Annotated in this window: 23 protein-coding genes and 1 tRNA gene; 19 read left to right on the forward strand and 5 right to left on the reverse strand. The window is 66.3% G+C overall.

From position 1 onward, the window contains the following. The first annotated feature begins 138 nt into the window (after window positions 1-138). The 6 genes from C0481_RS06700 to ssb all read left to right on the forward strand — a co-directional run bounded on the left by C0481_RS06700 (window position 139) and on the right by ssb (window position 6242). Window positions 139-414, forward strand: coding sequence for a hypothetical protein (locus C0481_RS06700; protein WP_293401926.1), 276 nt, complete (start codon window positions 139-141; stop codon window positions 412-414). Between the two features lie 193 nt (window positions 415-607). After that, the gene (locus tag C0481_RS06705; RefSeq protein ID WP_293401928.1) at window positions 608-1441 is read left to right on the forward strand and encodes a flagellin; all 834 of its coding nucleotides are present in this window, start codon (window positions 608-610) and stop codon (window positions 1439-1441) included. Between the two features lie 143 nt (window positions 1442-1584). Beyond that, window positions 1585-4401, forward strand: coding sequence for a hypothetical protein (locus C0481_RS06710; RefSeq protein WP_293401930.1), 2817 nt, complete (start codon window positions 1585-1587; stop codon window positions 4399-4401). Between the two features lie 48 nt (window positions 4402-4449). After that, window positions 4450-5130 (forward strand): hypothetical protein, encoded by a 681-nt coding sequence (locus C0481_RS06715; protein ID WP_293401932.1) that lies wholly within the window; start codon window positions 4450-4452, stop codon window positions 5128-5130. A gap of 45 nt (window positions 5131-5175) precedes the next feature. Then, window positions 5176-5565, forward strand: coding sequence for a hypothetical protein (locus tag C0481_RS06720; RefSeq protein WP_293401934.1), 390 nt, complete (start codon window positions 5176-5178; stop codon window positions 5563-5565). A 146-nt stretch (window positions 5566-5711) separates the two neighbouring features. Continuing rightward, entirely contained in the window at window positions 5712-6242 is a 531-nt protein-coding gene (gene ssb, locus C0481_RS06725) for a single-stranded DNA-binding protein (protein WP_293401936.1), read from the forward strand. 148 nt (window positions 6243-6390) lie between these two features. On the opposite strand, the gene C0481_RS06730 is transcribed toward ssb, so the two are convergent. Then, window positions 6391-6918, reverse strand: a complete 528-nt coding sequence (locus C0481_RS06730; RefSeq protein ID WP_363223255.1) for a superoxide dismutase family protein — start codon at window positions 6916-6918, stop codon at window positions 6391-6393. A 111-nt stretch (window positions 6919-7029) separates the two neighbouring features. On the opposite strand from C0481_RS06730, the gene gyrA reads away from it, so the two are divergent. The 6 genes from gyrA to C0481_RS06760 all read left to right on the forward strand — a co-directional run bounded on the left by gyrA (window position 7030) and on the right by C0481_RS06760 (window position 12843). Further along, window positions 7030-9786 (forward strand): DNA gyrase subunit A, encoded by a 2757-nt coding sequence (gene gyrA / locus C0481_RS06735; protein ID WP_293401938.1) that lies wholly within the window; start codon window positions 7030-7032, stop codon window positions 9784-9786. Window positions 9787-9912: 126 nt separating this feature from the next. Then, window positions 9913-10410, forward strand: coding sequence for a pantetheine-phosphate adenylyltransferase (gene coaD, locus C0481_RS06740; protein ID WP_293401940.1), 498 nt, complete (start codon window positions 9913-9915; stop codon window positions 10408-10410). A 55-nt stretch (window positions 10411-10465) separates the two neighbouring features. Then, window positions 10466-11326 (forward strand): peptidylprolyl isomerase, encoded by an 861-nt coding sequence (locus C0481_RS06745; protein ID WP_293401942.1) that lies wholly within the window; start codon window positions 10466-10468, stop codon window positions 11324-11326. Continuing rightward, window positions 11326-11790: a peptidylprolyl isomerase gene (locus tag C0481_RS06750; RefSeq protein ID WP_293401944.1), complete on the forward strand. Its 465-nt coding sequence runs from the start codon at window positions 11326-11328 to the stop codon at window positions 11788-11790. The genes C0481_RS06745 and C0481_RS06750 overlap by 1 nt, the downstream gene beginning before the upstream one ends. Further along, window positions 11787-12344, forward strand: coding sequence for a phosphohydrolase (locus tag C0481_RS06755; protein ID WP_293401946.1), 558 nt, complete (start codon window positions 11787-11789; stop codon window positions 12342-12344). Before C0481_RS06750 ends, C0481_RS06755 begins: the two co-directional genes overlap by 4 nt. A gap of 10 nt (window positions 12345-12354) precedes the next feature. After that, entirely contained in the window at window positions 12355-12843 is a 489-nt protein-coding gene (locus C0481_RS06760; protein ID WP_293401948.1) for a hypothetical protein, read from the forward strand. Here the strand turns inward: C0481_RS06760 and C0481_RS06765 are convergent. Both C0481_RS06765 and C0481_RS06770 read right to left on the reverse strand, forming a co-directional pair. Next, complete coding sequence (locus C0481_RS06765) at window positions 12835-13800, reverse strand: endonuclease/exonuclease/phosphatase family protein (RefSeq protein WP_293401950.1); 966 nt, start codon at window positions 13798-13800, stop codon at window positions 12835-12837. The two genes, C0481_RS06760 and C0481_RS06765, sit on opposite strands and share 9 nt — an antisense overlap. A 3-nt stretch (window positions 13801-13803) precedes the next feature. Continuing rightward, window positions 13804-14745, reverse strand: coding sequence for an endonuclease/exonuclease/phosphatase family protein (locus C0481_RS06770; RefSeq protein ID WP_293401952.1), 942 nt, complete (start codon window positions 14743-14745; stop codon window positions 13804-13806). Between the two features lie 63 nt (window positions 14746-14808). Between C0481_RS06770 and queA the strand changes: the two genes are divergently transcribed. Both queA and tgt read left to right on the forward strand, forming a co-directional pair. Next, window positions 14809-15885 carry a tRNA preQ1(34) S-adenosylmethionine ribosyltransferase-isomerase QueA gene (gene queA, locus C0481_RS06775; RefSeq protein WP_293401954.1) on the forward strand — a complete coding sequence of 359 codons (1077 nt, stop codon included), beginning with the start codon at window positions 14809-14811 and terminating at the stop codon, window positions 15883-15885. Continuing rightward, on the forward strand, window positions 15885-17000 hold the full coding sequence (gene tgt, locus C0481_RS06780) for a tRNA guanosine(34) transglycosylase Tgt (protein ID WP_293401956.1): 1116 nt from the start codon (window positions 15885-15887) through the stop codon (window positions 16998-17000). Before queA ends, tgt begins: the two co-directional genes overlap by 1 nt. Here the strand turns inward: tgt and C0481_RS06785 are convergent. Further along, window positions 16985-17569, reverse strand: a complete 585-nt coding sequence (locus C0481_RS06785) for a hypothetical protein (protein ID WP_293401958.1) — start codon at window positions 17567-17569, stop codon at window positions 16985-16987. The two genes, tgt and C0481_RS06785, sit on opposite strands and share 16 nt — an antisense overlap. A gap of 121 nt (window positions 17570-17690) precedes the next feature. On the opposite strand from C0481_RS06785, the gene C0481_RS06790 reads away from it, so the two are divergent. The 5 genes from C0481_RS06790 to C0481_RS06810 all read left to right on the forward strand — a co-directional run bounded on the left by C0481_RS06790 (window position 17691) and on the right by C0481_RS06810 (window position 21160). After that, window positions 17691-17765: transfer RNA gene (locus tag C0481_RS06790), tRNA-Lys, on the forward strand. Between the two features lie 201 nt (window positions 17766-17966). Then, the gene (gene cysT / locus C0481_RS06795; RefSeq protein WP_293401960.1) at window positions 17967-18833 is read left to right on the forward strand and encodes a sulfate ABC transporter permease subunit CysT; all 867 of its coding nucleotides are present in this window, start codon (window positions 17967-17969) and stop codon (window positions 18831-18833) included. Then, on the forward strand, window positions 18830-19672 hold the full coding sequence (gene cysW / locus C0481_RS06800) for a sulfate ABC transporter permease subunit CysW (protein WP_293401962.1): 843 nt from the start codon (window positions 18830-18832) through the stop codon (window positions 19670-19672). Before cysT ends, cysW begins: the two co-directional genes overlap by 4 nt. A 16-nt stretch (window positions 19673-19688) precedes the next feature. Next, window positions 19689-20726 carry a sulfate/molybdate ABC transporter ATP-binding protein gene (locus C0481_RS06805; protein WP_293401964.1) on the forward strand — a complete coding sequence of 346 codons (1038 nt, stop codon included), beginning with the start codon at window positions 19689-19691 and terminating at the stop codon, window positions 20724-20726. 5 nt (window positions 20727-20731) lie between these two features. Then, window positions 20732-21160 carry a GNAT family N-acetyltransferase gene (locus tag C0481_RS06810; RefSeq protein WP_293401966.1) on the forward strand — a complete coding sequence of 143 codons (429 nt, stop codon included), beginning with the start codon at window positions 20732-20734 and terminating at the stop codon, window positions 21158-21160. Between the two features lie 6 nt (window positions 21161-21166). Here C0481_RS06810 and C0481_RS06815 read toward each other — a convergent pair whose 3' ends face one another. Further along, on the reverse strand, window positions 21167-22144 hold the full coding sequence (locus C0481_RS06815; RefSeq protein WP_293401968.1) for a transglutaminase family protein: 978 nt from the start codon (window positions 22142-22144) through the stop codon (window positions 21167-21169). Between the last annotated feature and the right edge of the window lies 1 nt (window position 22145).

Here is a 22145-nt window from a genome sequence, read left to right on the forward strand (position 1 = left end):
AGCCTGCTCGGCCTGTTCCGATAAGCCGAAAGGGCGCGGCTTCGGCCGCGTCCTGTGTCGGCGGCGGGGAGGGAGACCTCTCCGCCGCCGGCGCGCAGATGGGGTCGTCGGGGGCGCAAGCCTCAGGCGAATGGAACCATGGAGAGCAAGCTCTCAGTCGTGGCGGCGCCCGCCGATATCGAACCTGTCCAGATCGCCGCCAAGCCCGCCGTCGCGCCGACGCCTGTCGCGCCGCCATCGGTGGAGCCGGACCTGCGGTTGGTGATCGAAGAAGGGCAGGCGGGCAGCTTCGTCTACAAGACCATCGATCGCCGCACCGGGGAGGTGGTGTTGCAACTGCCGCGTGAAGAGGTGCTGCGTATGCGGGAGGCCGAGGCCTACGTGGCCGGGGCGGTCATCGCGACTCAGGCCTGAGTTTCGTCGCGCCCGCTGGGCGGACTCTGGAACGCGCCCTTCCACAGGGCGCAACCGCAGCCCAGGGAAGGGGCCTGCGGCTATTGGCGCGATGTCGTTAATCTTTCGGAAACCATGCGCTTCCTAGCGTTAACCATAGTTTCGGCGTGCGAGTCGCGCGTCAATCATGGGTTCTCTGAAGGAGATTGGCGCCATGGCGATGAGCGTGAATACGAACAAGTCGGCGCTGATCGCGCTCCAGAACCTCAACACCACCAACGAAAAGTTGGAGCAGGTTCAGAACAAGATCAACACCGGCCTGCGGGTGTCGAGCGCCAAGGACAACGCGGCCGTCTACGCGATCGCGCAGAAGCAGCGCGCGGACTTCAGTTCGCTTGGCGCCGTGAAGATGAGTCTGGACCGCGCGACCTCGATCACCGACGTGGCCCTCAGCGCCGGCCAGCAGATCAGCGACATTCTCGTCCAAATGCGGGAAAAGGTCGTCGGCGCCGCCGAGGACTCGGCCTCACCGTCGACCCGCAAGGCCTTCGACGACGAGTACCAGACGCTGCTCCAGGCCATCAGCCAGTTCTCCTCGTCGGCGGAGTTCGACGGCGTCTCGGTGCTCAACGGCTCGCTGACCGCCAACCTCAACTTCCTGGCGAACTCTGACGGCGACAGCTACATCGCGCTGACGCCCCAGGATTTCACGATCTCCGGCTCAATCATCAATCTCGACGGCTCGGCGCTGACGGGCACGACCAGCGCGACCAAGTCGGTGCTCGCCTCGCTCGATCTGGCGATCGGCAAGGTTACGGCGGCGCTCGCCGAGATGGGCGCTCAGGCCAAGCAGATCGAGAAGCATGTCACCTTCGTCTCCAAGCTGCAGGACGTGCTGGAGACCGGGATCGGCAACCTCGTCGATGCCGACATCGCCAAGGAAAGCGCCCGCCTGCAGGCCTTGCAGGTGCAGCAGCAGCTCGGCGCGCAGGCGCTGTCGATCGCCAACTCGCAGCCGCAGGTGATCCTGCAGCTGTTCAAGGGCTGACGCCCGTTTGAGGGGAGAGTACCCGGCCCCGGAGCTCCGCGCTCCGGGGCCTTTTATTTGCGCCGCGGGCGGGTCGCCTTAACCCCTCGTCAGCCCTTGTGGCGCAATCTGCAGTTGGGAAGTTGCGTGAGTCGGTGGCCTAGGTGATCAGCCTCGATACCAATCTGCTGCTGGGATACTATCAGGCCAAGAACGGCCTGAGCGCGTCCGTGGGCGGCACGTCGACGGGCGTCGCCTCCTCGGTGAAGAAGGCCCCGACGCCGCCTTGGAGCACCCTGTCGGCGGCCCCGAAGGCCGACGAGATGCTCAAGAGCGTCATGATGGGCCGCAAGTTCATCGACGAGTACCAGACCCAGCTCGACGTCAAAGGCGCCAGCGAGGACTACCGGCAGCTCTTCGCGATCCATCAGGGGCTGTCCACCCTCGAAGCGCTCGCGCGCAAGGCCGATGACAAGGACACCACGTCCGCGGAACTGAAGCGGATCCAGGCCGCCTTTACTCGCGGCATGTCCGAAGTGTCGGGCTACATCGACGATGCGAATTTCGACAAGCTGCGACTGACCTATGGCGACGTCGCCGACAAGGCCAAGTCCACGGTCGGCGTGCCAAAGACTACGCCGAAGTACATGACCTCGCCGCTGCACCAGGGAACGGCGACCGATGCGGTCGAGGCGTTCCAGGGCGACATGAAGTTCAGCGTCAAGATACGGCTGCCGAACAAGGTCGAGACGACCATCAACTTCGACCTCGCCGAAATGGGCTCTACGACCCGATCGATGAACGAGGTGGTGAAGTACATCAACACCAAGATCAGCGCCGCCGGCGGCTTCAGCACCCGGTTCGCGGTGGAGAAGATCGCCGGGGCTGAGAAGACCACCGAGGTCAATGGCCGGACGATCAAGCTCGGCACCGAACCGGACAAGTTCGCGCTGAAAATTCAGGGCGATGCGACTGAAATCCTGACGTTTTCCGCGCCAGCCACGTCGCCGGCCGTCTACATCACCCAGACCGCCGGCGACCCGAAGCCCGGCAAGACCACGAAGATCGAAGACGGCAAGGTGGTCACGGTCACGCCGGATCCGAAGCTCGTCGAGGAACTGATCAAGTTTGAGACCGGCACGACGTCGGACGCCGTGCGCCGGCCTGGCGATGTGAACTGGGTCGATGGGCGGGTCTTTAATGTCGCCCTCCCGGAGGGCGTGGAGAAGGTCCACAAGACCGTCACCGGCCCCGATGGGGCGCTCTATCTACTGGCCGACGTGAACGACACTGTCGACGGCCAGACGATCAAGGGCGCTGGCGACGTCGCGCTGATGAAGTTCGATTCGGCCGGCAAGCTCGTCTACGCGCGCACGCTTGGGGCGTCAGCCGACGCAACAGGCCTTGGCCTGGCGATCGGGCCGGACGGCCAGATCGCTGTGTCGGGCTCGGTGACGGGCGGCTTCGCCGCGAGCGGCGTTCCAATCGGCAGCGGCGCGCTGGAAACGATCCCCAAGGTCCTGAAGGCCGACAACGGCATCGACGAGACCAAGCCCGACAGTTTCGTCGCGGTGTTCAGCGCCGCGGGCGACGAGATGTGGTCCCAGCGGATGGGCGCGCGCGACGACGACGAGGCGACCAGTGTCGCTTTCGGTGCGGACGGCTCGCTCTATGTGCTCGGCCGCACCAAGGGCGCGATGCCTGGCCAGACCTCGAACGGCAACTGGGACAACTATCTGCGGGCCTTCGACGCTGAGGGACGCCTGAAGTCCACGACTCAGTTTGGCGCCTCTGGCGAGGACAAGCCTGCCGGCCTAGTGGTCGACGGCACGAACGTCGTTGTCGCCTCGATTGAGGGCGGCGAGATCAAGCTGCGCCGCTACGATATGACTGATCCGAAAGCGCCGGCGCTTTCGGCTACGCGGAGCCTCGGCACTCTGGGCGGCGGTTCGATCGCCGGTGTCACCATGGACGGCGGCAACATCGTGATCGCCGGATCGACGGGCGCCACCCTGGGCGTGGCCAACACCACCCGCGCCTCGTCAGGCAGCGTCGACGCCTTCGCCGCGCGGATCTCGGCGGATCTGACCTCCAGCGCCGACGCCATCGCCTATTATGGCGGCAGCGGCGATGATCGAGCCACGGCGATGACGGTGGCTGACGGCAAGGTCTGGCTGACCGGGACCACCAAGGCCGACCTTCCGGGCATGACTAACGCTGTCGGCAAGGTCGACGGCTTTGCGGTTGGGCTCGACATCGGCACTGGCGCGGTGGCCTGGTCGCAACGGTTCACCGGTTCGGAAAAGATGACCGCGCCGAGTTCAATCGCGGTCGAGGTCGGCGGGGCCAGCGCACTGGACCGTCTGGGCCTGCCCAAGGGCAAGGTCGAGTACTCCGACTCCCAGCTCGTCACCTCAGCGACCTCGGCGCGTCCGGGCGACACCTTCCAGATCCGGCGACGGATCGGCGGCCCGGCGGCGACCATCACCATCGAGGCGAACGATACTCTCGAGACGCTCGCCAAAAAGATCCTGCGCGCGACCTCGTATGGTGTGAAGGCCGAAGTCGTGTCCGACGGCGAGGTCCGCAAGCTTCAGATCCGTCCGCAGAACAGCCGCTCCAGCCTAGAAATCCTTGGGGGGAAGGGCGGTCTCGATGCGCTTGAGGCGCTAGGCCTGCACGAGGGCTTTGTGCGCAGCACGGTGATGAGCGACGAGCGGATGGTCCCCGGCGACGGAGGATCGGCCATGTACGGTCTGAAAATGCCTCGCGACCTGTCGCTGTCGACCAAGGAAGACATCAAGGCGACCATCGACAAGCTGACCATGGCCATGTCGGTGCTGCGCGGCGCCTATCGCGACCTGGAACAGGGCATGAAGCCCGCCAGCGAGACCAAGAAGGCCACCGGTGAGGTTCCTGCCTATCTGAAGAACCAACTGGCGAACTACCAGGCGGGCCTGAACCGCCTGACCGGCGGCTGATCCAGACGCGCGCTTGAAACCGTCACACGCACGGTCTAGCGAGGGCGCATGGAGTTCCTGAAAGATCGGCGCACGCTTCTGGCCCTCGTCGGCGGCGCGCTCGCCCTGTTGGCTGGCGTGATCATCGCCAGCGTCATGGTCAACAAGGGCAAGGGCGAAAAGCCCGCTCCGCCACCTGCTTCGCAGGGCGGGCTGGTCGTCGAGACCGGCGCGCCGGACGATGGCCGCCTGGATCCCGCCAAGCCGCTGCGGTGTTTTGTGGCCGGTCAGTACGTCGGCGAGATGACTTTGGCCGAGTGCGCTAAGCGTAATGGCGTGGCGACCGGAGCGCTCGACGTGGGCGTAGACGAAGCCGGCAATCTGGCGGCGGCCGACCAGGCCGGCACGATGCTCACGCCGTTGCCGCCGCAGCCCGAAGCGGTCACCCCGCTCAATCCGGCCCCGACGGCGCCGGCCCAGCCTCCCGCGGCGACCAATGCGCCGGCCGGCGGGTGCTGGCGCTACGTCGACGGCGGATGGCGCAAGCTGCCCAACGATCTGACGCTCAACGCCTGTGTCCAGGCTCTGTTCGCCGGCCGCTGCGAGCGACCCGGCGGGGCCACCTACGGCCGCTGGATGCAGCAGACGCTGCGCCTTGTGCCGGGCAAGGTGGAGGTGTCGGGCGATAATCGCAGCTTCCGTCCGCTGGCCGAACAGGCTCAGAATTGCTCGATCTCAACCATCGGCTAGGCGCACGCCCTGCCGCCGCCGCAATCGCGACTATAGGCTGACCCCATGCTGTTCCGCTTCGCCCTGGTCGCAGGTCTTTCCATTGTCGCGCTGGCCGCCTGTTCCAAGCGCACGCTGCCGCCGGGCGGTGAGGGGATCTGCTGGAACGTCACTCGGACGCCGGAAGGCGAGCTGAAGTACCACAAGCTGAAGACGGGCGTTCCGACCCTCGAGCACTGCGCGGCGGAACTCGAAAGCATGCGCGTGCGGTTCCTGCGCATGGGTGGCTCGGTTCGGGAGGTCACCGGCGCCTACAAGGGCAGCTTCATCTTCATCGACCGCCGCGGGATTTTCACCGCGCCGTCGCTGGAAGAGCATCCGTATCTGGCTTTGGTGCGCACGGGAGACGGACGCCTGGCGATCCCTGGAGCGATGCCGCAGCAGCCCGCGCAGTAGGTTCACGCCCGCGACCAAATCGCTGTGGACTAAGCGTTAACGTCGTGAACGTATAGCGAACATCGGCGTTGATCCGTGGGAGCGGGTCGTCTAGCGTCGCGCGCTTGGGCGAAAGCCCGCAAGCACGGAAAGCAAGGGACAAGCTCATGGCGGGCAGCGTCAACAAGGTCATTCTGGTCGGCAATCTCGGCGCCGATCCTGAGATTCGCAGCCTGAATTCGGGCGACCGGGTCGCCAATCTGCGTATTGCGACCTCGGAAACCTGGCGTGACCGGAGCTCTGGCGAGCGCAAGGAGAAGACCGAGTGGCACCGGGTGGTGATCTTCAACGATAACCTCGTGAAGGTGGCCGAGCAGTACCTGCGCAAGGGTTCCAAGGTCTACATCGAGGGCTCGATTCAGACCCGCAAGTGGTCCGATCAGTCGGGGCAGGAGAAGTATTCGACCGAGATCGTTCTCCAGAAGTTCCGCGGCGAGCTGACCATGCTCGACGGGCGCGGCGATGGTGAGCGCAGCGGCGGCGGCGGCGATTATGGCGGCGATTACGGCGGCGGCAGCGGTGGCGGCGGTGGTGGTTACGGCGGCGGTGGCGGCGGCTTTGGCGGCGGCTCGCGTAACCAGAGCTCCGGCCCGCGGGAGGACTTCTCAGCCGACCTGGACGATGAGATTCCGTTCTAGGCTTGGCCTGGAACACTAGAAACGCAAACGGCCGATCCTGCGAGGGATCGGCCGTTCTTCGTTCTGAGCGGGGATCTTCAGCGCTGGCGATCGACGCCGCCGCTGCGGCCCGGCCGCAGCGGCTACGCTTGCCCCGAGCCGGGAGCGATCAGCCGCCGGCGATGACGCCGCAGGCGATGCGCGCGCCGGCCCCGCCGATCGGCTGGGTCGTGTGGTCGTCGGCGTTGGCGTGGACGACGATGGCCGAACCGTCCTTGTCGGTCAGGTCCTGGCGGCCGTCGACGCCGCCCAACGAGACGAAGGTGGTGAAGATCTCGGCGTTCGCCGTGCCGTCAGCGGCCACGAAGACGTTCGGCAGGTCGCCGGCCTCGTTGGCGTTGGGGTTCAGCAGGCCGTGCACCATCGTCGGACCGCCGTGAACGTGGCCGCCGGCCGAGGTGAAGTCCGACTTCGAGCAGTCGCCCTTCTCGTGGAAGTGGAGTCCGTGCCAGCCCGGAGCCACGCCCTTCAGCTCGACCCGCAGCAGCACGCCCTTGGGCGCGTTGGTCAAGGTGGCCGACCCGACCGAGGCGCCGGTCGAATTCTTCAGTTCGATCCGTTGGTTGGCTGGTGCGTCTGCCGCATTCGCCGTTCCGGCGAAAAGGGTGGCGGCGAGAGCGACGAAGGCATATTTCATGGGATCCTGCACCTGGGTTCGAAACTGTACGGACATTTGGCCTAGCGGCCTCCGGGATGGTAACAACAGAACCTAGCTTTGTGTCCGATTCTAAACGGCTAAATCCTCTCCTTGACCGACGAAACCCATACCCCGCCGGACGGTGATCGGCGTGGGGGCATCGCCCCTATCGCCATCGAAGACGAGCTGAAGCGCTCGTATCTCGACTACGCCATGAGCGTGATCGTCAGCCGAGCGCTGCCTGATGCGCGCGACGGCCTGAAGCCAGTCCACCGCCGTATCCTGTTCTCGATGAACGAGCAGGGCCATACGCCCGATCGGTCGTACGTGAAGTCGGCCCGCGTGGTCGGGGACGTCATGGGTAAGTATCACCCGCACGGCGACGCCTCGATCTACTTCACCATGGTCCGGATGGCGCAGCCGTTCTCCATGGGGCTGCTGCTGATCGACGGCCAGGGGAACTTCGGTTCGGTCGACAACGACCCCCCTGCGGCCATGCGCTACACCGAAAGCCGCATGAGCAAGGCGGCGATGTCGGTGGTCGCCGACCTCGACAAGGATACGGTCGACTTCAAGGAGAACTACGACGGCACCGAGCAGGAGCCGATCGTCCTGCCGTCGCGGATCCCGAACCTGCTGGTCAATGGCGCGGGCGGCATCGCCGTCGGCATGGCCACCAACATCCCGCCGCATAACCTCGGCGAGGTCATCGACGCCTGCCTGGCCTATGTGGACGATCCCGAAGTCTCGCTCGACGCGTTGCTCGACATCGTCCCGGGCCCCGATTTCCCGACCGGCGGCGAGATTATCGGCCGCTCGGGCGCTCGCAACGCGCTGATGACCGGCCGCGGTTCGGTCGTGATGCGCGGCAAGGCCGAGATCCAGGAGCTTCGCAAGGATCGCGAAGCCATCATCATCAACTCGATCCCGTATCAGGTGAACAAGGCCGCGATGGTCGAGCGCATCGCCGAACTGGTGCGCGAGAAGAAGATCGAGGGCATCGCCGACCTGCGCGATGAGAGCGACCGCGACGGCATGCGCGTCGTCGTGGAGATGAAGCGTGACGCGTCGCCCGACGTCGTCCTGAACCAGCTCTATCGCTATACGCCGCTGCAGTCGTCCTTTGCCGTCAACATGCTGGCGCTGGATCGCGGCCGGCCGCGCGAGATGAACCTGCGCGATCTGATCGTCGCCTTCGTCGATTTCCGCGAGGAAGTGGTCGTCCGGCGCGTCAAGTTCGAGCTCGGCAAGGCCCGCGATCGCGGCCACGTCTTGGTCGGCCTGGCCATCGCCGTGGCCAATATCGACGAGTTCATCCACATCATCCGGTCCTCAAAGGACCCGGCCGAGGCGCGTGAGCGCCTGGTGGCCAAGGATTGGCCCGCCGGCGACATGCTGCCGCTGGTGGAACTGATCGCCGACCCGCGCACCCTCGTGATCGACGGCGCGCTGATCCGGCTGTCGGAAGAGCAGGCCCGCGCCATCCTGGCCCTGACCCTGTCTCGCCTGACCGGCCTTGGCCGCGACGAGATCTTCGGGGAGGCCCGCGAACTGGCCGACACGATCCAGGGCCACCTGACCATCCTGTCGGCGCGCGCCAACGTCATGTCGATCGTCCGCGAGGAACTCGTGGCGGTGCGCGACGCCTTCGCCGTGCCGCGCCGGTCCGAGATCGTCGACGGCGACGCCGACGTCGAGGACGAGGATCTGATCGCCCGCGAGGACATGGTCATCACCGTCACGCACGGCGGCTATGTGAAGCGCACGCCGCTGACCACGTACCGGACGCAGCATCGCGGCGGCAAAGGCCGTTCTGGCATGGCGACCAAGGACGAGGATGCGGTCACCCGCGTGTTCTCGGCCAACACCCATACGCCGATGCTGTTCTTCTCGTCCGGCGGCAAGGTCTATCAACTCAAGGTTTGGCGACTGCCGGTCGGCAACCCGAATTCGCGCGGCAAGGCGTTCGTGAACCTGCTGCCGATCGAGCCGGGCGAAAGCATCACCTCGATCCTGCCGGTCCCGGAAGACGAGGCCGCCTGGGCCCAGTACGACGTGATGTTCGCCACCAAGTCGGGCGGCGTGCGTCGGAACAAGCTCTCCGACTTCCAGGGCATCAAGCGCAACGGCAAGATCGCCATGAAGCTGGATGAGGGCGACCAGATCATCGGCGTCGGCCTCTGCAACGCCCAGCAGAACGACATCCTGCTCACGACCGCGCTGGGCCGCTGCATCCGCTTTGCGACTGAAGAGGTGCGGGTGTTCGCCGGGCGCGATTCCACCGGCGTCCGCGGCATTCGCCTGGCCGACGGCGACAAGGTAATCTCGATGGCGATCCTTCGCTCGGTCGAAGCCTCGCCCGCTGAGCGCGCCGCCTACGTCAAGCACGCCAACGCCATGCGCCGGGCGACTGGTGATGACGTCGAAGAGGTCTCCGCGCCTGACGACGACGAGGCGGAGGGTGATGTCACGCTCAGCGTCGAGCGCATCGCCGAACTCGGCGCCGCCGAAGAGGTCATCCTCACCGTGTCGACCGAGGGCTTCGGCAAGCGGACCTCCGCCTACGAGTTCCGTCGCACTGGACGGGGCGGGCAGGGGCTTCTGGCCCAGGATCTGACGAAGAAGGGCGGTCGCCTGGCCGCATCGTTCCCGGTCGAGGAGTTCGATGAGATCCTTCTGGTCACCGATCAGGGCCAGCTGATCCGTACGCCGGTCAATCAGGTCCGCATGGTCGGCCGCAACACCTCGGGCGTGACCATCTTCCGCACGAGCAAGGACGAACATGTCGTCTCGGTCGAGCGGCTGGCGGATCAGGGCGGCGGTGAAGAAGCGGACGATTCCGAAATCGAAGGTGACGTGGCGGAATAGTCCCGCCGCGCATCACGGCGTCGCGCAACCGCTAGTTCAATAGGCGGTTGCGCGTGAGATTTGGGCTTGCTTTCGCCGCCCGTGCCGGTGAAATCCTGCTGCACCGCAACAGGGGGGAGACGTCGAATGACGCGCGTGGGGCTTTATCCCGGGACCTTCGATCCGATCCACAACGGCCATACCGACATCATCGGCCGGGCCGTAAAGCTGGTCGACAAGCTGGTGATCGGCGTCGCGATCAACGCGGGCAAAGGCCCCCTGTTCGAGTTGGAGGAACGCGTCGCGATCCTGCAGGAAGCCACTCAGCACCTGAATGACCGGGCCGAGATCATCGTGCGCCCCTTCGAAGGTCTGCTGATGCACTACGCCCGCGAGATCGGGGCCCAGGTTATCGTCCGGGGCCTGCGCGCGGTCGCTGACTTCGAATACGAATTCCAGATGACGGCCATGAACCAGCAGCTCGACCGCGAGGTGGAGACGGTGTTCCTGATGGCCGATCCGCGCCACCAGGCGATCTCGTCCAAGCTGGTGAAGGAAATCGCGGTGCTGGGCGGCGACATCAGCAAGTTCGTCAGCCCGACGATCAAGGAAGCGCTGATGTCCAAGGTCGGCCGCGGCGTCTAAGGCATCCGCCGCCGACGGGCTGGCGATTTCGTCCTTTGCTCGCTACGAGTGGCCCATGATCCGAACCCTGTTGCTCACCGCCGCTGTCCTGGCGATGGCGGCGCCTGCCGCCGCCCAGGCGCCCGCCGCAAAGTCCTCCGCCGCCCCCGCCGCGCCGTCGGCCGGAGATTGGCGCACTCCCAATCCCGACGATCTGCTGGTGATCGACACCAACAAGGGCCGGATCATCGTGGAGATGCTCCCAGAGGTCGCGCCCGCCCACGTCCAGCGGGTCAAGGAGCTGACGCGCGCCGGCTTCTACGACGGCCGCAGCTTCTTTCGGGTGATCGACGAATTCATGGCCCAGACCGGCGACCCGGAAGATCGGGGCACTGGCGGCAGCGACAAGCCCGACCTGACGCAGGAATTCCTGTTCCGGCTGGGTCCTGACGCTGGCTTCGTCCAAGCGGCCGACCAGAACGTCGCCCAGGTCGGCTTCATCAAGTCGCTGCCGGTTCGGAGCCAGAGCCCGATGCTCATGGCCATGACCGCCGACGGCAAGGTCTCGGCCTGGCCGCTCTATTGTCCGGGCGTTGCGGCGATGGCCCGGGGCCAGGGCGACGACAGCGCCAACAGCCAGTTCTTTCTGATGCGTCAGACCTATCCGTCGCTTGAGAAGCGCTACACGGGCTGGGGGCGCGTCGTCGCGGGCCTTGAGGTCGTGCGCGCCATCAAGGTGGGCGAGCCTGTGGCCCCGCCTCAGGACAAGATGGACAAGGTGCGCATCCTGGCCGATATCCCCGCGTCTGAACGCCCCAAGGTGCGCGTGATCGATCCCAACAGCGCCTGGTTCAAGGCCGAGATCGAAAGCGTCCGCGCCCGGATGGGTGAGAACTTCTCGGTTTGCGAGATCAAAGTCCCATCGGAGGTGAAGTGATGGACCCGGAAAACACCCTTATCCTGACCCTGGACACGGGCACGGTTACGATCAAACTCCGCCCCGACCTGGCGCCGGGCCACGTCGAGCGCATCAAGGAACTGTCGCGCGAAGGCTTCTATGACGGCGTGGTCTTCCACCGTGTCATCGACGGCTTCATGGCCCAGGGCGGCGACCCGACCGGCACCGGCACCTCGGGCTCTGACAAGCCGAACCTGAAGGCCGAGTTCTCGCGCGAACCGCACGTCCGCGGGGTCTGCTCGATGGCCCGCACCTCGGCGCCGCATTCGGCCAACAGCCAGTTCTTTATCTGCCTGGACGACGCCACCTTCCTTGACGGCCAGTACACCGTCTGGGGCGAAGTGGTCGAAGGCATGGACGCGGTCGACGCTCTGCCCAAGGGTGAGCCGCCGCGCGCGCCCGGCAAGATCGTGTCCTCGCGCGTCGCTGCAGACGCCGCGTGACGCCGACTCTGGAAGCGGCGTATGCGCAGCCGCATCGCCGCTACCATACGCGGGCCCACATCGAGCAGTGCCTGGCGCTGCTCGATCAGGTCTCCGACCTAACTGATACCGAGCGCCAGATTCTGACCTATGCGATCTGGTGGCACGACGCCGTCTATGATCCGACTGCTTCCGATAACGAAGCCAGGAGCGCGCAGATGGCCAAGGCCGATCTGCGCGATTTCGACGTCTCGATCCATGCCCGCGAGGAAGTCGCGCGGCTGATCATGCTGACAGCAGGCCACGAGGTCGAAGAAGAAGACCGCCTCGGCGAACTTCTGGTTTCCATTGACCTGGCGATCCTTGGGGCCCCGGCTGACCGCTACGACGCCTATGCGCGCGCGGTTCGCGACGAGTACGCCCACGTGCCCGACGAGCTCTGGCGCAAGGGCCGCGCCGGCGTGCTGCAACGCTTTCTCGACGCACAGGTTATCTTCCCCGATCCGGCCTTCGCCGAATGGCTCGACGCCCAGGCGCGGGACAACCTTACGCGGGAGCTCGCGTCGCTCACCTGAGGAGGCTTCGGTGGCGCGTCTGAAGGTCTTCATCACCTCCGACGGGTTTACCGACTACGTGGTGGCCGCCACGTCGCGCGCCAAGGCTCTCGCCGCGTGGGGCGCGCACCAGGACCTGTTTCAGACCGGCGGCGCCCACGAGACGGACGATCCAGATCTCGTGGCTGCGGCCAGCGAACAACCGGGGCATGTGCTGCGCCGGCCCTCGAAGGTCACGCCGCTCATTCCCAAACGCGCCGCCACGGCGAAGCCGCCGCCACCATCGCCGAGGCCGCAGCCGCCGAAGCCGCGCGGACCAACACCCGCCCAGCTGCGAAAAGTCGCCGACCTGGAAGCTGAACTGGAAGCCGCCGCCGAGCGCCATTCCGCCGAGCTAGCCCAAATCGTCGCGGAGAAGCGCGCCCTGGAACTGCGACGCGACGAGAGCGAGAGTAGGTTTCTGGCCCGCCGCGCCGAACTGCGCGAGGCGCTCCGCAAGGCGCGTCTGGCCCTAAGGTGACGGCGCCAGGGTGACGATCACCGGATAGTGGTCCGAACCCAGGCGTGGGCCGCGCTCGGCGCGGACGGTGCGCCAGCCTGGTCCGGCATAGACATGGTCGATTGGCAGCAGCGCGAACGGCAGACCGAGGCCGGCGACGCTACGATCGGCCGGCCAGGAGAACAGCGCTCGCGTGCGCCGCTCCAAGCCGAACATGGCATCCTCGCGCCGGCGGCTGAACGACCAGGGCGTAGAGTTGAAGTCGCCGGTCAAGATCAAGCGCTCTTTCGGAAAACGGTTCAGCAGTCCAGAGATCACACGGCCTTGGGCCTGCTGCCAGCGGCTGTGGATCGGCCAGGTGTAGTGGGTGCCGAACACGCTGAACTCGCCGCGGGAGTCGCGGAAGGTGGCGCCGGCGATCGGCGGGGGATCGTCGTAGGCGGCGGCCGGCGGAACCGGGACGTCGCGGGCCACGGGCCGGGCCTTGGACAGGATCATCACGCTGCAGTCGCCGCAGCTGACATGATAGCCGCGAAAGGCCCGCTTGAGGGCGGGAGCGATGATGCTGGCTTCCTCGACCACAAGGATGTCGGGATCCTGCGCCCGCAGCCATCTGATGGTCTCGGCCTGGCGACCGTTGCGCTCCCAAGCGTTGAACTGGATCAGCTTGATCTGGCAGGGCGCGCCGTCGGGGGCAGGCGGACTCGCGGGACGAAGATATTCGGGTGCGACCAAGAGGCCGCTGGCGGCGATCGTCACAGCCGAGACGCCCACGAGCAGCAGGCGCGCGCCGCCGCGCTCGAACACCAGGCCGTAGATCGCCGGGAGCAGCGACAGCGCAAGCAGCATCGGCGCGAAGTGGGTGAGGATGTCGAGCTGGACGCTCCAGCGCCCACCTTGCGCAGTCAAAACCCACAACGCGCAGCCGAGCGCCGTCAGGACCATCAGGCTGGTGGTCAGCAAGCGAAGGGAGCGCATCGACTAGTTCGATTTTGGGGCCAGTACAGCGACGACGGGATAGTGGTCCGAACCTAGCCTTGGCCCGCGGGTGATCGAGACCGTGCCCCAGTCCGACCCGGCGTAGACATGATCAATCGGCAGCAGCGCAAGGCCGAACGGCCTATCGGCGGGCCAGGTGGGCAACGCGTATGTCCGACGCTCCAGGCCCAAGGCCGCGTCTTCTCGGCGGCGGGAAAACGACCACGGGGTGGAGTTGAAGTCGCCGACCAGGATGAGCCTCTCGCGAGATCGCCCCTTCATTAGTTGCTGCAGGCGTGCGCTGTTTTCGGCGTGGTTTTCGACGTTGGTCGGCCAAACATAGTGGACGCCCATGACCGTGAACTCGCCGCTGGGGCCGGCGAGGTGGGCGATCGTGATGGCGGGACCCAACCCCTTGCGGCCGCGGCGGGGCGCTTCGATGCGTTCGGCGGGGGTACGCGTGAAGATCGCAACCTCGCAGGTCTTGCCGCAGGACATCTGCCGACCGAGGCGCTGGGTCACCGCGGTTTGGAACAGGGGGCGGGAGTCTTCGACAACGAGTACGTCGGGGTCCTCGGCCGCCAGCCAGGCGAGGCGTTGTTCCAGGCCATCGCTGTCACGGGCGGCGTTGAACTGGATGAGCTTGATCTGACCGGGCGCGTTGGGGGGCAGCCGCGGGCTTTGCGGACGCAGGAGCTCAGGCAGCATCAGGCTCAGGCTGGCGACCACCGCTGCCGCCCCCAGCAACGCCGGGAGCAGCCGCCGATGCGCGAAGATCGCCGCCGCAAGGGTCACCGCGCCGCCCGCCAGATAGAGCGGGGCGAAGTGGGTCAGAATGTCGAGACGACCGCTGAAGCGCCCGCCCAGCGCGATGATGGCCGCCGCTGCGGACACTGCGCCAATCGGCAGAACGATCCCACGGAGAACGAATCGCACAAGGCTCATGAGGCGAGCTTACACGCGGCCACGCTTGACGGGTGCGCCGGCCCGTGCGCTTCAAGCGCGTCCATGCAGCTCTCCGATTTCGACTTCGATCTTCCCGACGACCGCATCGCCCTGCGGCCGGTGACACCCCGCGACGCCGCGCGCATGCTGCTGGTGACGCCGGATGCGTCGCTGCGGGATCTGAGCGTCGCCGATCTGCCCGCCCAGCTGCGCGCCGGCGACGTGTTGGTGCTCAACGACACGCGGGTGATCCCGGCGCGCCTCAAAGGGCGCAGGGTCCGCGAGGGCTCAGACGTGGCGGTCGAGGCGACCTTGCACAAACGGCTGACGCCCTCCCGCTGGTCGGCCTTCATGAAGCCAGGCAAGAAGCTTGCGCCCGGTGATCGGGTGCGGTTCGGCGCGACTGATGACCGCGCCTGCCTGCTGGGCGTACTTGACGCGACAGTGATCGAGAAGGGTGAGGGCGGCGAGGTCACCCTCGGCTTCGATCTGGCTGGGCCCGACCTCGATGCGGCGATCGCCGAGCGCGGCGCGATGCCGTTGCCGCCCTACATCGCCGCCAAGCGCGGAGAGGATGCGCAGGACAGGGCCGACTATCAGACGGTCTACGCCGACGAGGAAGGCTCGGTCGCCGCGCCCACCGCCGGCCTGCATTTTACCCCACGCCTACTGGATGAGCTCAAGGCGATGGGCGTAACCCTGCAGTTCGTGACGCTCCATGTGGGAGCCGGCACGTTCCTGCCGGTGAAGACCGAAAACCTGTCGGAACACCGCATGCATGCGGAGTACGGCGAGGTCGATGCCGATACTGCCGCCGCCCTAAATGCGGCGAAGGCGGCCGGCGGCCGCATCGTCTGCGTCGGCACCACCTCGCTGCGCCTGATCGAGAGCGCGACCGGCGAGGACGGCATCGTTCGTCCCTTCGCGCATGAGACGGCGATCTTTATCACCCCCGGCTATCGCTTCCGCGCCGCCGACGGCCTGATGACCAATTTCCATCTGCCGAAGTCGACCCTGTTCATGCTGGTCAGCGCATTCGCCGGCTTGGAGACGATGCGCGCCGCCTACGCTCACGCCATCGCGAGCGGCTACAGGTTCTATTCCTACGGCGACGCCAGCCTGCTCTGGAGAGCCAACTAGTGGCCGCATTCCCCTTCGAGATCGCTGCAAGCGACGGCGCGGCGCGAACCGGCGTGCTGAAAACCCCGCGCGGCGACATCCGTACCCCGGCCTTCATGCCGGTCGGGACGGCTGCGACCGTAAAGGCTCTGACCGTCGATCAGGTCCGCTCGACGGGCGCCGACATCATTCTGGGCAACACCTACCACCTGATGCTTCGCCCGACCGCCGAACGGGTGGCGCGGCTAGGCGGTCTGCACAAGTTCATGCGCTGGGATCGGCCGATCCTGACCGACTCGGGCGGCTTCCAGGTCATGTCGCTGTCGAAGATCGCCAAGGTCACAGAGGAATCCGTAGCCTTCCAGAGCCACATCGACGGTTCAAAGCATGTGCTGACGCCGGAGCGGTCGATCCAGATCCAGGCGGATCTGCTCGGATCCGACATCGTCATGCAACTCGATGAGTGCGTGGCTTGGCCAGCGGAGGAGGGGCGTGCGCGCCAGGCGATGCAGCTCTCGGCCCGATGGGCCAAGCGCTCAAAGGACGCCTTCGGCGCGCGCGAAGCTCAGGCGTTGTTCGGCATCCAGCAGGGGTCGACCTTCGAGCATCTGCGCAAGGAGTCGGCGGAGCGCCTGATCGAGATCGGCTTCGACGGATACGCCCTGGGCGGCCTGGCGGTCGGCGAGGGACACGAGGCGATGTGCGAGGTGCTCGACTACGCGCCGGCCATGCTGCCGGCGGACCGGCCGCGCTACCTGATGGGCGTCGGCAAGCCGATCGACCTGGTCGAAGCGGTGGCCCGTGGGGTCGACATGTTCGATTGCGTGCTGCCGACCCGTTCGGGCCGACACGGTCAGGCCTGGACCTGGGAAGGCCCGGTAAACCTGAAGAACGCCCGTTTCGCCGAGGATGACACGCCCCTGGACGAAGCCAGCGATTGCCCGGCTTCGTCGCACTACTCGAAGGCCTATCTGCATCACCTGGTAAAGGCCGAGGAGATCCTCGGCCAGGTGCTGCTGTCCTGGCACAACATTGCTCACTTCCAGGCGCTGACTGCAGCGATGCGGGCGGCCATCGCCGAGGGGCGGTTCGAACAGTTCCGCCGCGAGTTCAAGGCCCGTCAGCGCACGGGGTAGCGGGGCTTGAGCTCCTGCGACTTCACCGGCGTGCCGGTCAGGATGTGCGATGGGGTGGCCGGCGGGGGGCATCCGCGCGCCTCGCCCAGGCCCTTGAGGTAGGCGCGCCGTACGCCGCCGGCGGTGATGGCGGCCGTGACCATGCTGTCGTGCCGCTCGGCCCCGGAGAGCTTGCGCACCCAGCCGCGGAACGGAATCACATCCGAGGCTAGGCCCGCGACCGCGCCCAGAGCCGCGCCCTTGCCGCGGTCCATCAGGTCGTCTTCGTCAACCGCCGGCTCGTCCAGGTCCGCCCCCAGGGCGCCGTTCAGTGGCAGGATCGCCGCGGCGATGCCTTCGCAGGTCGGCGAGTGCGGCCGCTGATAGGGGTCGGCCATGGCCTCCAGCAGCACTGTGGGGATCTTGGTCTGCAAAAGGTTCACGTCGCGGAGGGGGGCCGAGACCGCGCCTTGGACGCTCTCGCGCTTGGCCTCGGAGGTCGTCTGGATCTTGTCGGCGCCGTTAGCCGGGGCGGTGACGCAGCCGCCGAGCAGCAGCATCGGAATCAAAGCAGGAACAAAATAGCGCATGACGCTGATGCTAAAGGGTGCGCGAAGCTGTTGGAAAGCTGCAGCAGCGCTCTTGCTCCAGGCAGGCCGCCCGCATATGGTCCGCGCCTCTTCGCCGCTGCCCCTCAGGGCGCGGCGACGTGGGCCGGTAGCTCAGTGGTAGAGCATTCGACTTTTAATCGAATGGTCGTGAGTTCGAACCTCACCCGGCCTACCAATATCTCCGACATTTGCAGCACCGGCCGACGCAATCGGCGTGAGCCATCCCGTGCGTGGTCAAGCTTGGCTCAGGGTTTCACTCGTAGTTGTCAGAAAAACTATATTGTCGATGGGGGCGCTGGGAATTAGCCAGACGCCCTGGCCGAACGCAGCGAACTTTGCGTCTCGGCGTTTATGCGTCTGAACCGGGGCTGTAACGATGACGGCGACCTCGCCGACCGAACGCGTCGCGTCACGAAGGCCGCTGATCCGGCGGCGTTCAGCGATTCCCGGATTCTCGCTGACCATGGGGCTGACTCTCGCCCTGCTGTCGCTGATCGTGCTCATCCCGCTGTCGGCGGTGGGGCTGAAGGCGTCGGAGCAGTCGGCGTCGGAATTCCTGCATGCGGCGTTCAACGAACGGGCCCTGACCGCTTACCGGCTGTCGTTCGGCGCCGCATTGATCGCCGCCGCGATCAATGGCGTGTTCGGTCTGCTGACCGCCTGGGCGCTGGTCCGCTATCAGTTTCCCTTCAAGAGCCTGGTGAATGGGATCATTGACCTGCCGTTCGCCCTGCCGACCGCGGTGGCCGGCATCGCGTTGGCCACGCTTTATGCGCCGAACGGCTGGATCGGGGCGCTGCTGGTTCCGGCCGGGATCAAGGTCGCCTACACCCCGCTTGGCGTCATCGTCGCCCTGACTTTCATCGGCCTGCCGTTCGTCGTGCGCACGCTGGAGCCGGTGATGCGCGACCTCGCCTCGGACGTTGAGGAGGCCGCCGCCAGCCTAGGCGCCACCCGGTTCGACACCATCGCCCGGGTGATCCTGCCGGCGCTGGCGCCGGCCTGGCTGACCGGGTTCGCCCTGGCGTTCGCGCGGGCGGTGGGGGAGTACGGCTCGGTGATCTTCATCGCCGGCAACATGCCCTACAAGTCCGAGATCGCGCCGCTGCTGATCATCATCGAGCTTGAGCAGTACGACTACGCCGGGGCGGCGACCATCGCGGTCGTGATGCTGTCGGTCTCGTTCCTCATGCTGTTCGTCATCAACGCCATTCAGGCGTGGGCGCGGAGGTTGGCGGCATGAACCGGTTGCGTCACCCCACCGAGGATCCGCCGTGGGCGAAGGCGCTGATCCTTGTGATCGTCGGGGCGTTCCTGGCTTCGGTTCTCATCCTGCCGATGGTGTCGGTGTTCTTCGAGGCCTTGCGCAAAGGGTTGCCCGCTGCGCTGGAAGCGATTGGGACCGAAGACGCCCGTGCGGCGATCAAGCTGACCCTGATTACGGCGGCGATCTCCGTGCCGTTCAACATCGTATTCGGGGTCTGCGCCTCCTGGGCGATCGCCAAGTTCGAGTTTCCCGGAAAGGCGTTCTTGATCACCCTGATCGACCTGCCGTTCTCGGTGTCGCCGGTGGTCGCGGGCCTGATCTATGTGCTCGTGTTCGGCGCTCAAGGATGGTTCGGACCCTGGCTGATCGATCACGATATCAAGATCATCTTCGCCGTGCCTGGCATCGTGCTGGCCACCATTTTCGTGACCTTCCCGTTCGTCGCCCGCGAACTGATCCCGCTGATGCAGGAGCAGGGCGTCGATGAAGAAGAGGCGGCGGTCTCGATGGGCGCCTCGGGGCTGCGCACGTTCTGGAGCGTGACGGCGCCGAACATCCGGTGGGGACTGCTCTACGGGGTCTTGCTCTGCAACGCCCGCGCCATGGGCGAGTTCGGGGCGGTGTCGGTGGTCTCCGGGCATATCCGCGGCTTGACCAACACCATGCCGCTGCACGTAGAGATCCTCTATAACGAGTACGATTTCGTCGGCGCGTTCGCCGTCGCGGCGTTGCTCTGCTTCCTGGCGGTCGTCACCTTGGTGCTGAAGACCGTGCTTGAAATCGCCCAGCCGCCGTCGCGGCCGGGCCGTCATTGATCGCGAGACGCTGCAGATGACCATTTCCATCCGTTCGGTGGAGAAGACCTTTGGGCGATATCCAGCGCTCAACAGCGTCAGCCTCGAGATCGCAGACGGCGAGCTGTTGGCGCTGCTTGGCCCGTCGGGCTCGGGCAAGACGACTCTGCTGCGCGTCATCGCCGGGCTTGAGTTCCCGGACAACGGCCAGGTGCTCTATGGCGATCAGGACATGACCTATGCCGGCGCGGCCGAGCGCCGGGTCGGATTCGTGTTTCAGCAGTATGCGCTCTTTCGGCACATGACCGTCGCCAAGAATGTCGCCTTCGGCCTGGACGTTCGCAAAGGCGCGGCCAAGCCGAGTAAGAGCGAGATCACCCAGCGGGTCGACGAACTGCTGCGACTGGTGGAGTTGGGCGAGCTGGGCAAGCGCTATCCGGCCCAGCTGTCTGGCGGGCAGCGTCAGCGCGTCGCCCTGGCGCGTGCGTTGGCTGTGAACCCCAGCGTGCTGCTGCTCGACGAACCGTTCGGGGCGCTCGACGCCACCGTGCGCAAGTCGCTGCGCAAGGAGCTGCGGCGCATCCACGACGCCACCGGCGTCACCACGATTTTCGTGACCCACGACCAGGAAGAAGCCCTGGAACTGGCCGACCGCGTCGCGATCCTGAATCAGGGGGTGATCGAACAGGTCGGGACCCCGCAGGAGATCCACGACAATCCCGTCGGGGCGTTCGTCGCCGGATTTGTCGGCGAATCCAACCGCCTGGAGGGCGAAGTGAAGGCCGGCCGATTCCGCATCGGCGACCTCCAGTTCGATGCGTCGGGTGCGGTGGACGGCCCGGCCGTGGCCTATGTGCGGCCGCATGAGCTCGTGCTGTCGCAGGGCGGCGGTGAGGGGACCTTCGGCCTCGTCGCCAACCATATCGCCCCACAGGGCGCAGTGGCTCGGATCGACGGAACCACGGCTGGCGGTCTGCGGCTTGAGGCCGCGTTCGCCAGGCAGGCGGTGGCGGACCTGCGCCCAGGCGCGCGGCTCGATCTGTCGGTCGGCCGCGCCTACGTCTTCCCGGCCTAGAAGTGATGGACCTGCCGGTCGTTCGCCTCTTGGGGGCAGCCGACCTGGCGGTGCTGGGCAACGTCGCCGCTGAGGTCTTCGACGAAGCGGTCGATCCTGCGTTCTGGTCGGAGTTCTTGGCCGATCAACGTCATCACCTGGTGGTGGCGATCGACGATGGCGTCGTGGTCGGGTTCGCCTCGGCTGTGCACTACGTCCACCCTGACAAGGCGCCTCAGCTTTGGATCAATGAGGTCGGCGTCGCGCCGAGTCACCAACGACGGGGTCTTGCCCGCCGGTTGCTGGATCGGCTGCTGGCGCTGGCTCGTGAGTTGGATTGTTCCGAGGCCTGGGTGCTGACTGACGAGGAGAACCTGGCGGCCCGCGCCGCCTATCGTTCGGCCGGAGGCGAGGAGACCAGCGGCGTGGTGATGGTGACGTTCCCCCTGCGTTGACGTCGGCTACTGCTGTTGCTGCTGCTGTTGCTGGTCATAGGCTGGCGTCCCGGCAGGCCGTCGACGGCCGCCGCGGGCGAACGACGGCTGAGCCATGCGGATGAATTCCGGTTCCGTGGGCGCGGTACGGGCGCGCCGCACCGAGACCCCGACCACGAGCTGGCTTTCAGCGTCGCCCTTGTAGACCCCGCGTGAGGGCGGCACGTCGTTATAGTCGCGGCCGACGGCCGCTGCGACATGGCGCTCGCCGGCCAGCACGTTGTTGGTCGGGTCGAAACCGACCCAGCGCAGTGACGGCAGGAACACTTCGACCCAGGCGTGGGTGGCGTCGGGATCAGAGCGGTCGCCAGCCTGCCGATCCGTGAACAGATAACCTGAGACGTAGCGTGCCGGGAGGCCCCATCCTCGGCAGATGGCGATCATAATGTGGGCGAAGTCCTGGCAGACGCCGCGGCCGGCGCCGAGAGCCAGGTCGATGGGGCTGTCGGCGTGGGTGACGCCGGGCTCGTAGTCGAACGAGGTGTAGATGGTCTCTGACAACGCCCGCACGGCGTTGAGCGGATCACGTCGGCGCAGCTCGTCCAGACCGTGCTCGGCGATGTAGGCGCGCAGGGCGTCGGTCTCGACGGCGAAGCCGCCAAAGGCCAGGAAGTCGAAGTTTTCGCCGCGGACGAAGTCGCTGCGCAGGCGATCCCACTCGCCGTGATCAAGGCCGTCGGGCAACGCGGGCGGCGCCTGGGTCTCCACAGCGGCGTTGACCATGATCCGCAGCCGGTCATGGGGCTGGGGGACATCGAAGTGGTAGACAGCGTTGCCGAACGGGTCGGCATAGGAGAACAGCTGCGCGGCCGGATCGACGTCGAGGTCGAACGACACGAGCCGCTGGCGAGCGGTCTTCTGCGGCTGCATCCAAACCTCCATGACGCTTTCGCGGACGGGTTCGGCGTAGTGGTATTGGGTGACGTGCCGGACTTCGAGAAGCATG

Source organism: Phenylobacterium sp. (genome assembly GCF_013822795.1).
GTDB lineage: Bacteria > Pseudomonadota > Alphaproteobacteria > Caulobacterales > Caulobacteraceae > Phenylobacterium.

Bases quoted from the DNA above. Each gene is read 5' to 3' on its own strand.
- C0481_RS06700 (WP_293401926.1), top strand. From the start codon at position 139: ATGGAGAGCAAGCTCTCAGTCGTGGCGGCGCCCGCCGATATCGAACCT.
- C0481_RS06705 (WP_293401928.1), top strand. From the start codon at position 608: ATGGCGATGAGCGTGAATACGAACAAGTCGGCGCTGATCGCGCTCCAG.
- C0481_RS06715 (WP_293401932.1), top strand. From the start codon at position 4,450: ATGGAGTTCCTGAAAGATCGGCGCACGCTTCTGGCCCTCGTCGGCGGC.
- C0481_RS06720 (WP_293401934.1), top strand. From the start codon at position 5,176: ATGCTGTTCCGCTTCGCCCTGGTCGCAGGTCTTTCCATTGTCGCGCTG.
- ssb (WP_293401936.1), top strand. From the start codon at position 5,712: ATGGCGGGCAGCGTCAACAAGGTCATTCTGGTCGGCAATCTCGGCGCC.
- C0481_RS06730 (WP_363223255.1), bottom strand. From the start codon at position 6,918: ATGAAATATGCCTTCGTCGCTCTCGCCGCCACCCTTTTCGCCGGAACG.
- coaD (WP_293401940.1), top strand. From the start codon at position 9,913: ATGACGCGCGTGGGGCTTTATCCCGGGACCTTCGATCCGATCCACAAC.
- C0481_RS06745 (WP_293401942.1), top strand. From the start codon at position 10,466: ATGATCCGAACCCTGTTGCTCACCGCCGCTGTCCTGGCGATGGCGGCG.
- C0481_RS06750 (WP_293401944.1), top strand. From the start codon at position 11,326: ATGGACCCGGAAAACACCCTTATCCTGACCCTGGACACGGGCACGGTT.
- C0481_RS06765 (WP_293401950.1), bottom strand. From the start codon at position 13,800: ATGCGCTCCCTTCGCTTGCTGACCACCAGCCTGATGGTCCTGACGGCG.
- C0481_RS06770 (WP_293401952.1), bottom strand. From the start codon at position 14,745: ATGAGCCTTGTGCGATTCGTTCTCCGTGGGATCGTTCTGCCGATTGGC.
- queA (WP_293401954.1), top strand. From the start codon at position 14,809: ATGCAGCTCTCCGATTTCGACTTCGATCTTCCCGACGACCGCATCGCC.
- C0481_RS06785 (WP_293401958.1), bottom strand. From the start codon at position 17,569: ATGCGCTATTTTGTTCCTGCTTTGATTCCGATGCTGCTGCTCGGCGGC.
- cysT (WP_293401960.1), top strand. From the start codon at position 17,967: ATGACGGCGACCTCGCCGACCGAACGCGTCGCGTCACGAAGGCCGCTG.
- cysW (WP_293401962.1), top strand. From the start codon at position 18,830: ATGAACCGGTTGCGTCACCCCACCGAGGATCCGCCGTGGGCGAAGGCG.
- C0481_RS06805 (WP_293401964.1), top strand. From the start codon at position 19,689: ATGACCATTTCCATCCGTTCGGTGGAGAAGACCTTTGGGCGATATCCA.
- C0481_RS06810 (WP_293401966.1), top strand. From the start codon at position 20,732: ATGGACCTGCCGGTCGTTCGCCTCTTGGGGGCAGCCGACCTGGCGGTG.
- C0481_RS06815 (WP_293401968.1), bottom strand. From the start codon at position 22,144: ATGCTTCTCGAAGTCCGGCACGTCACCCAATACCACTACGCCGAACCC.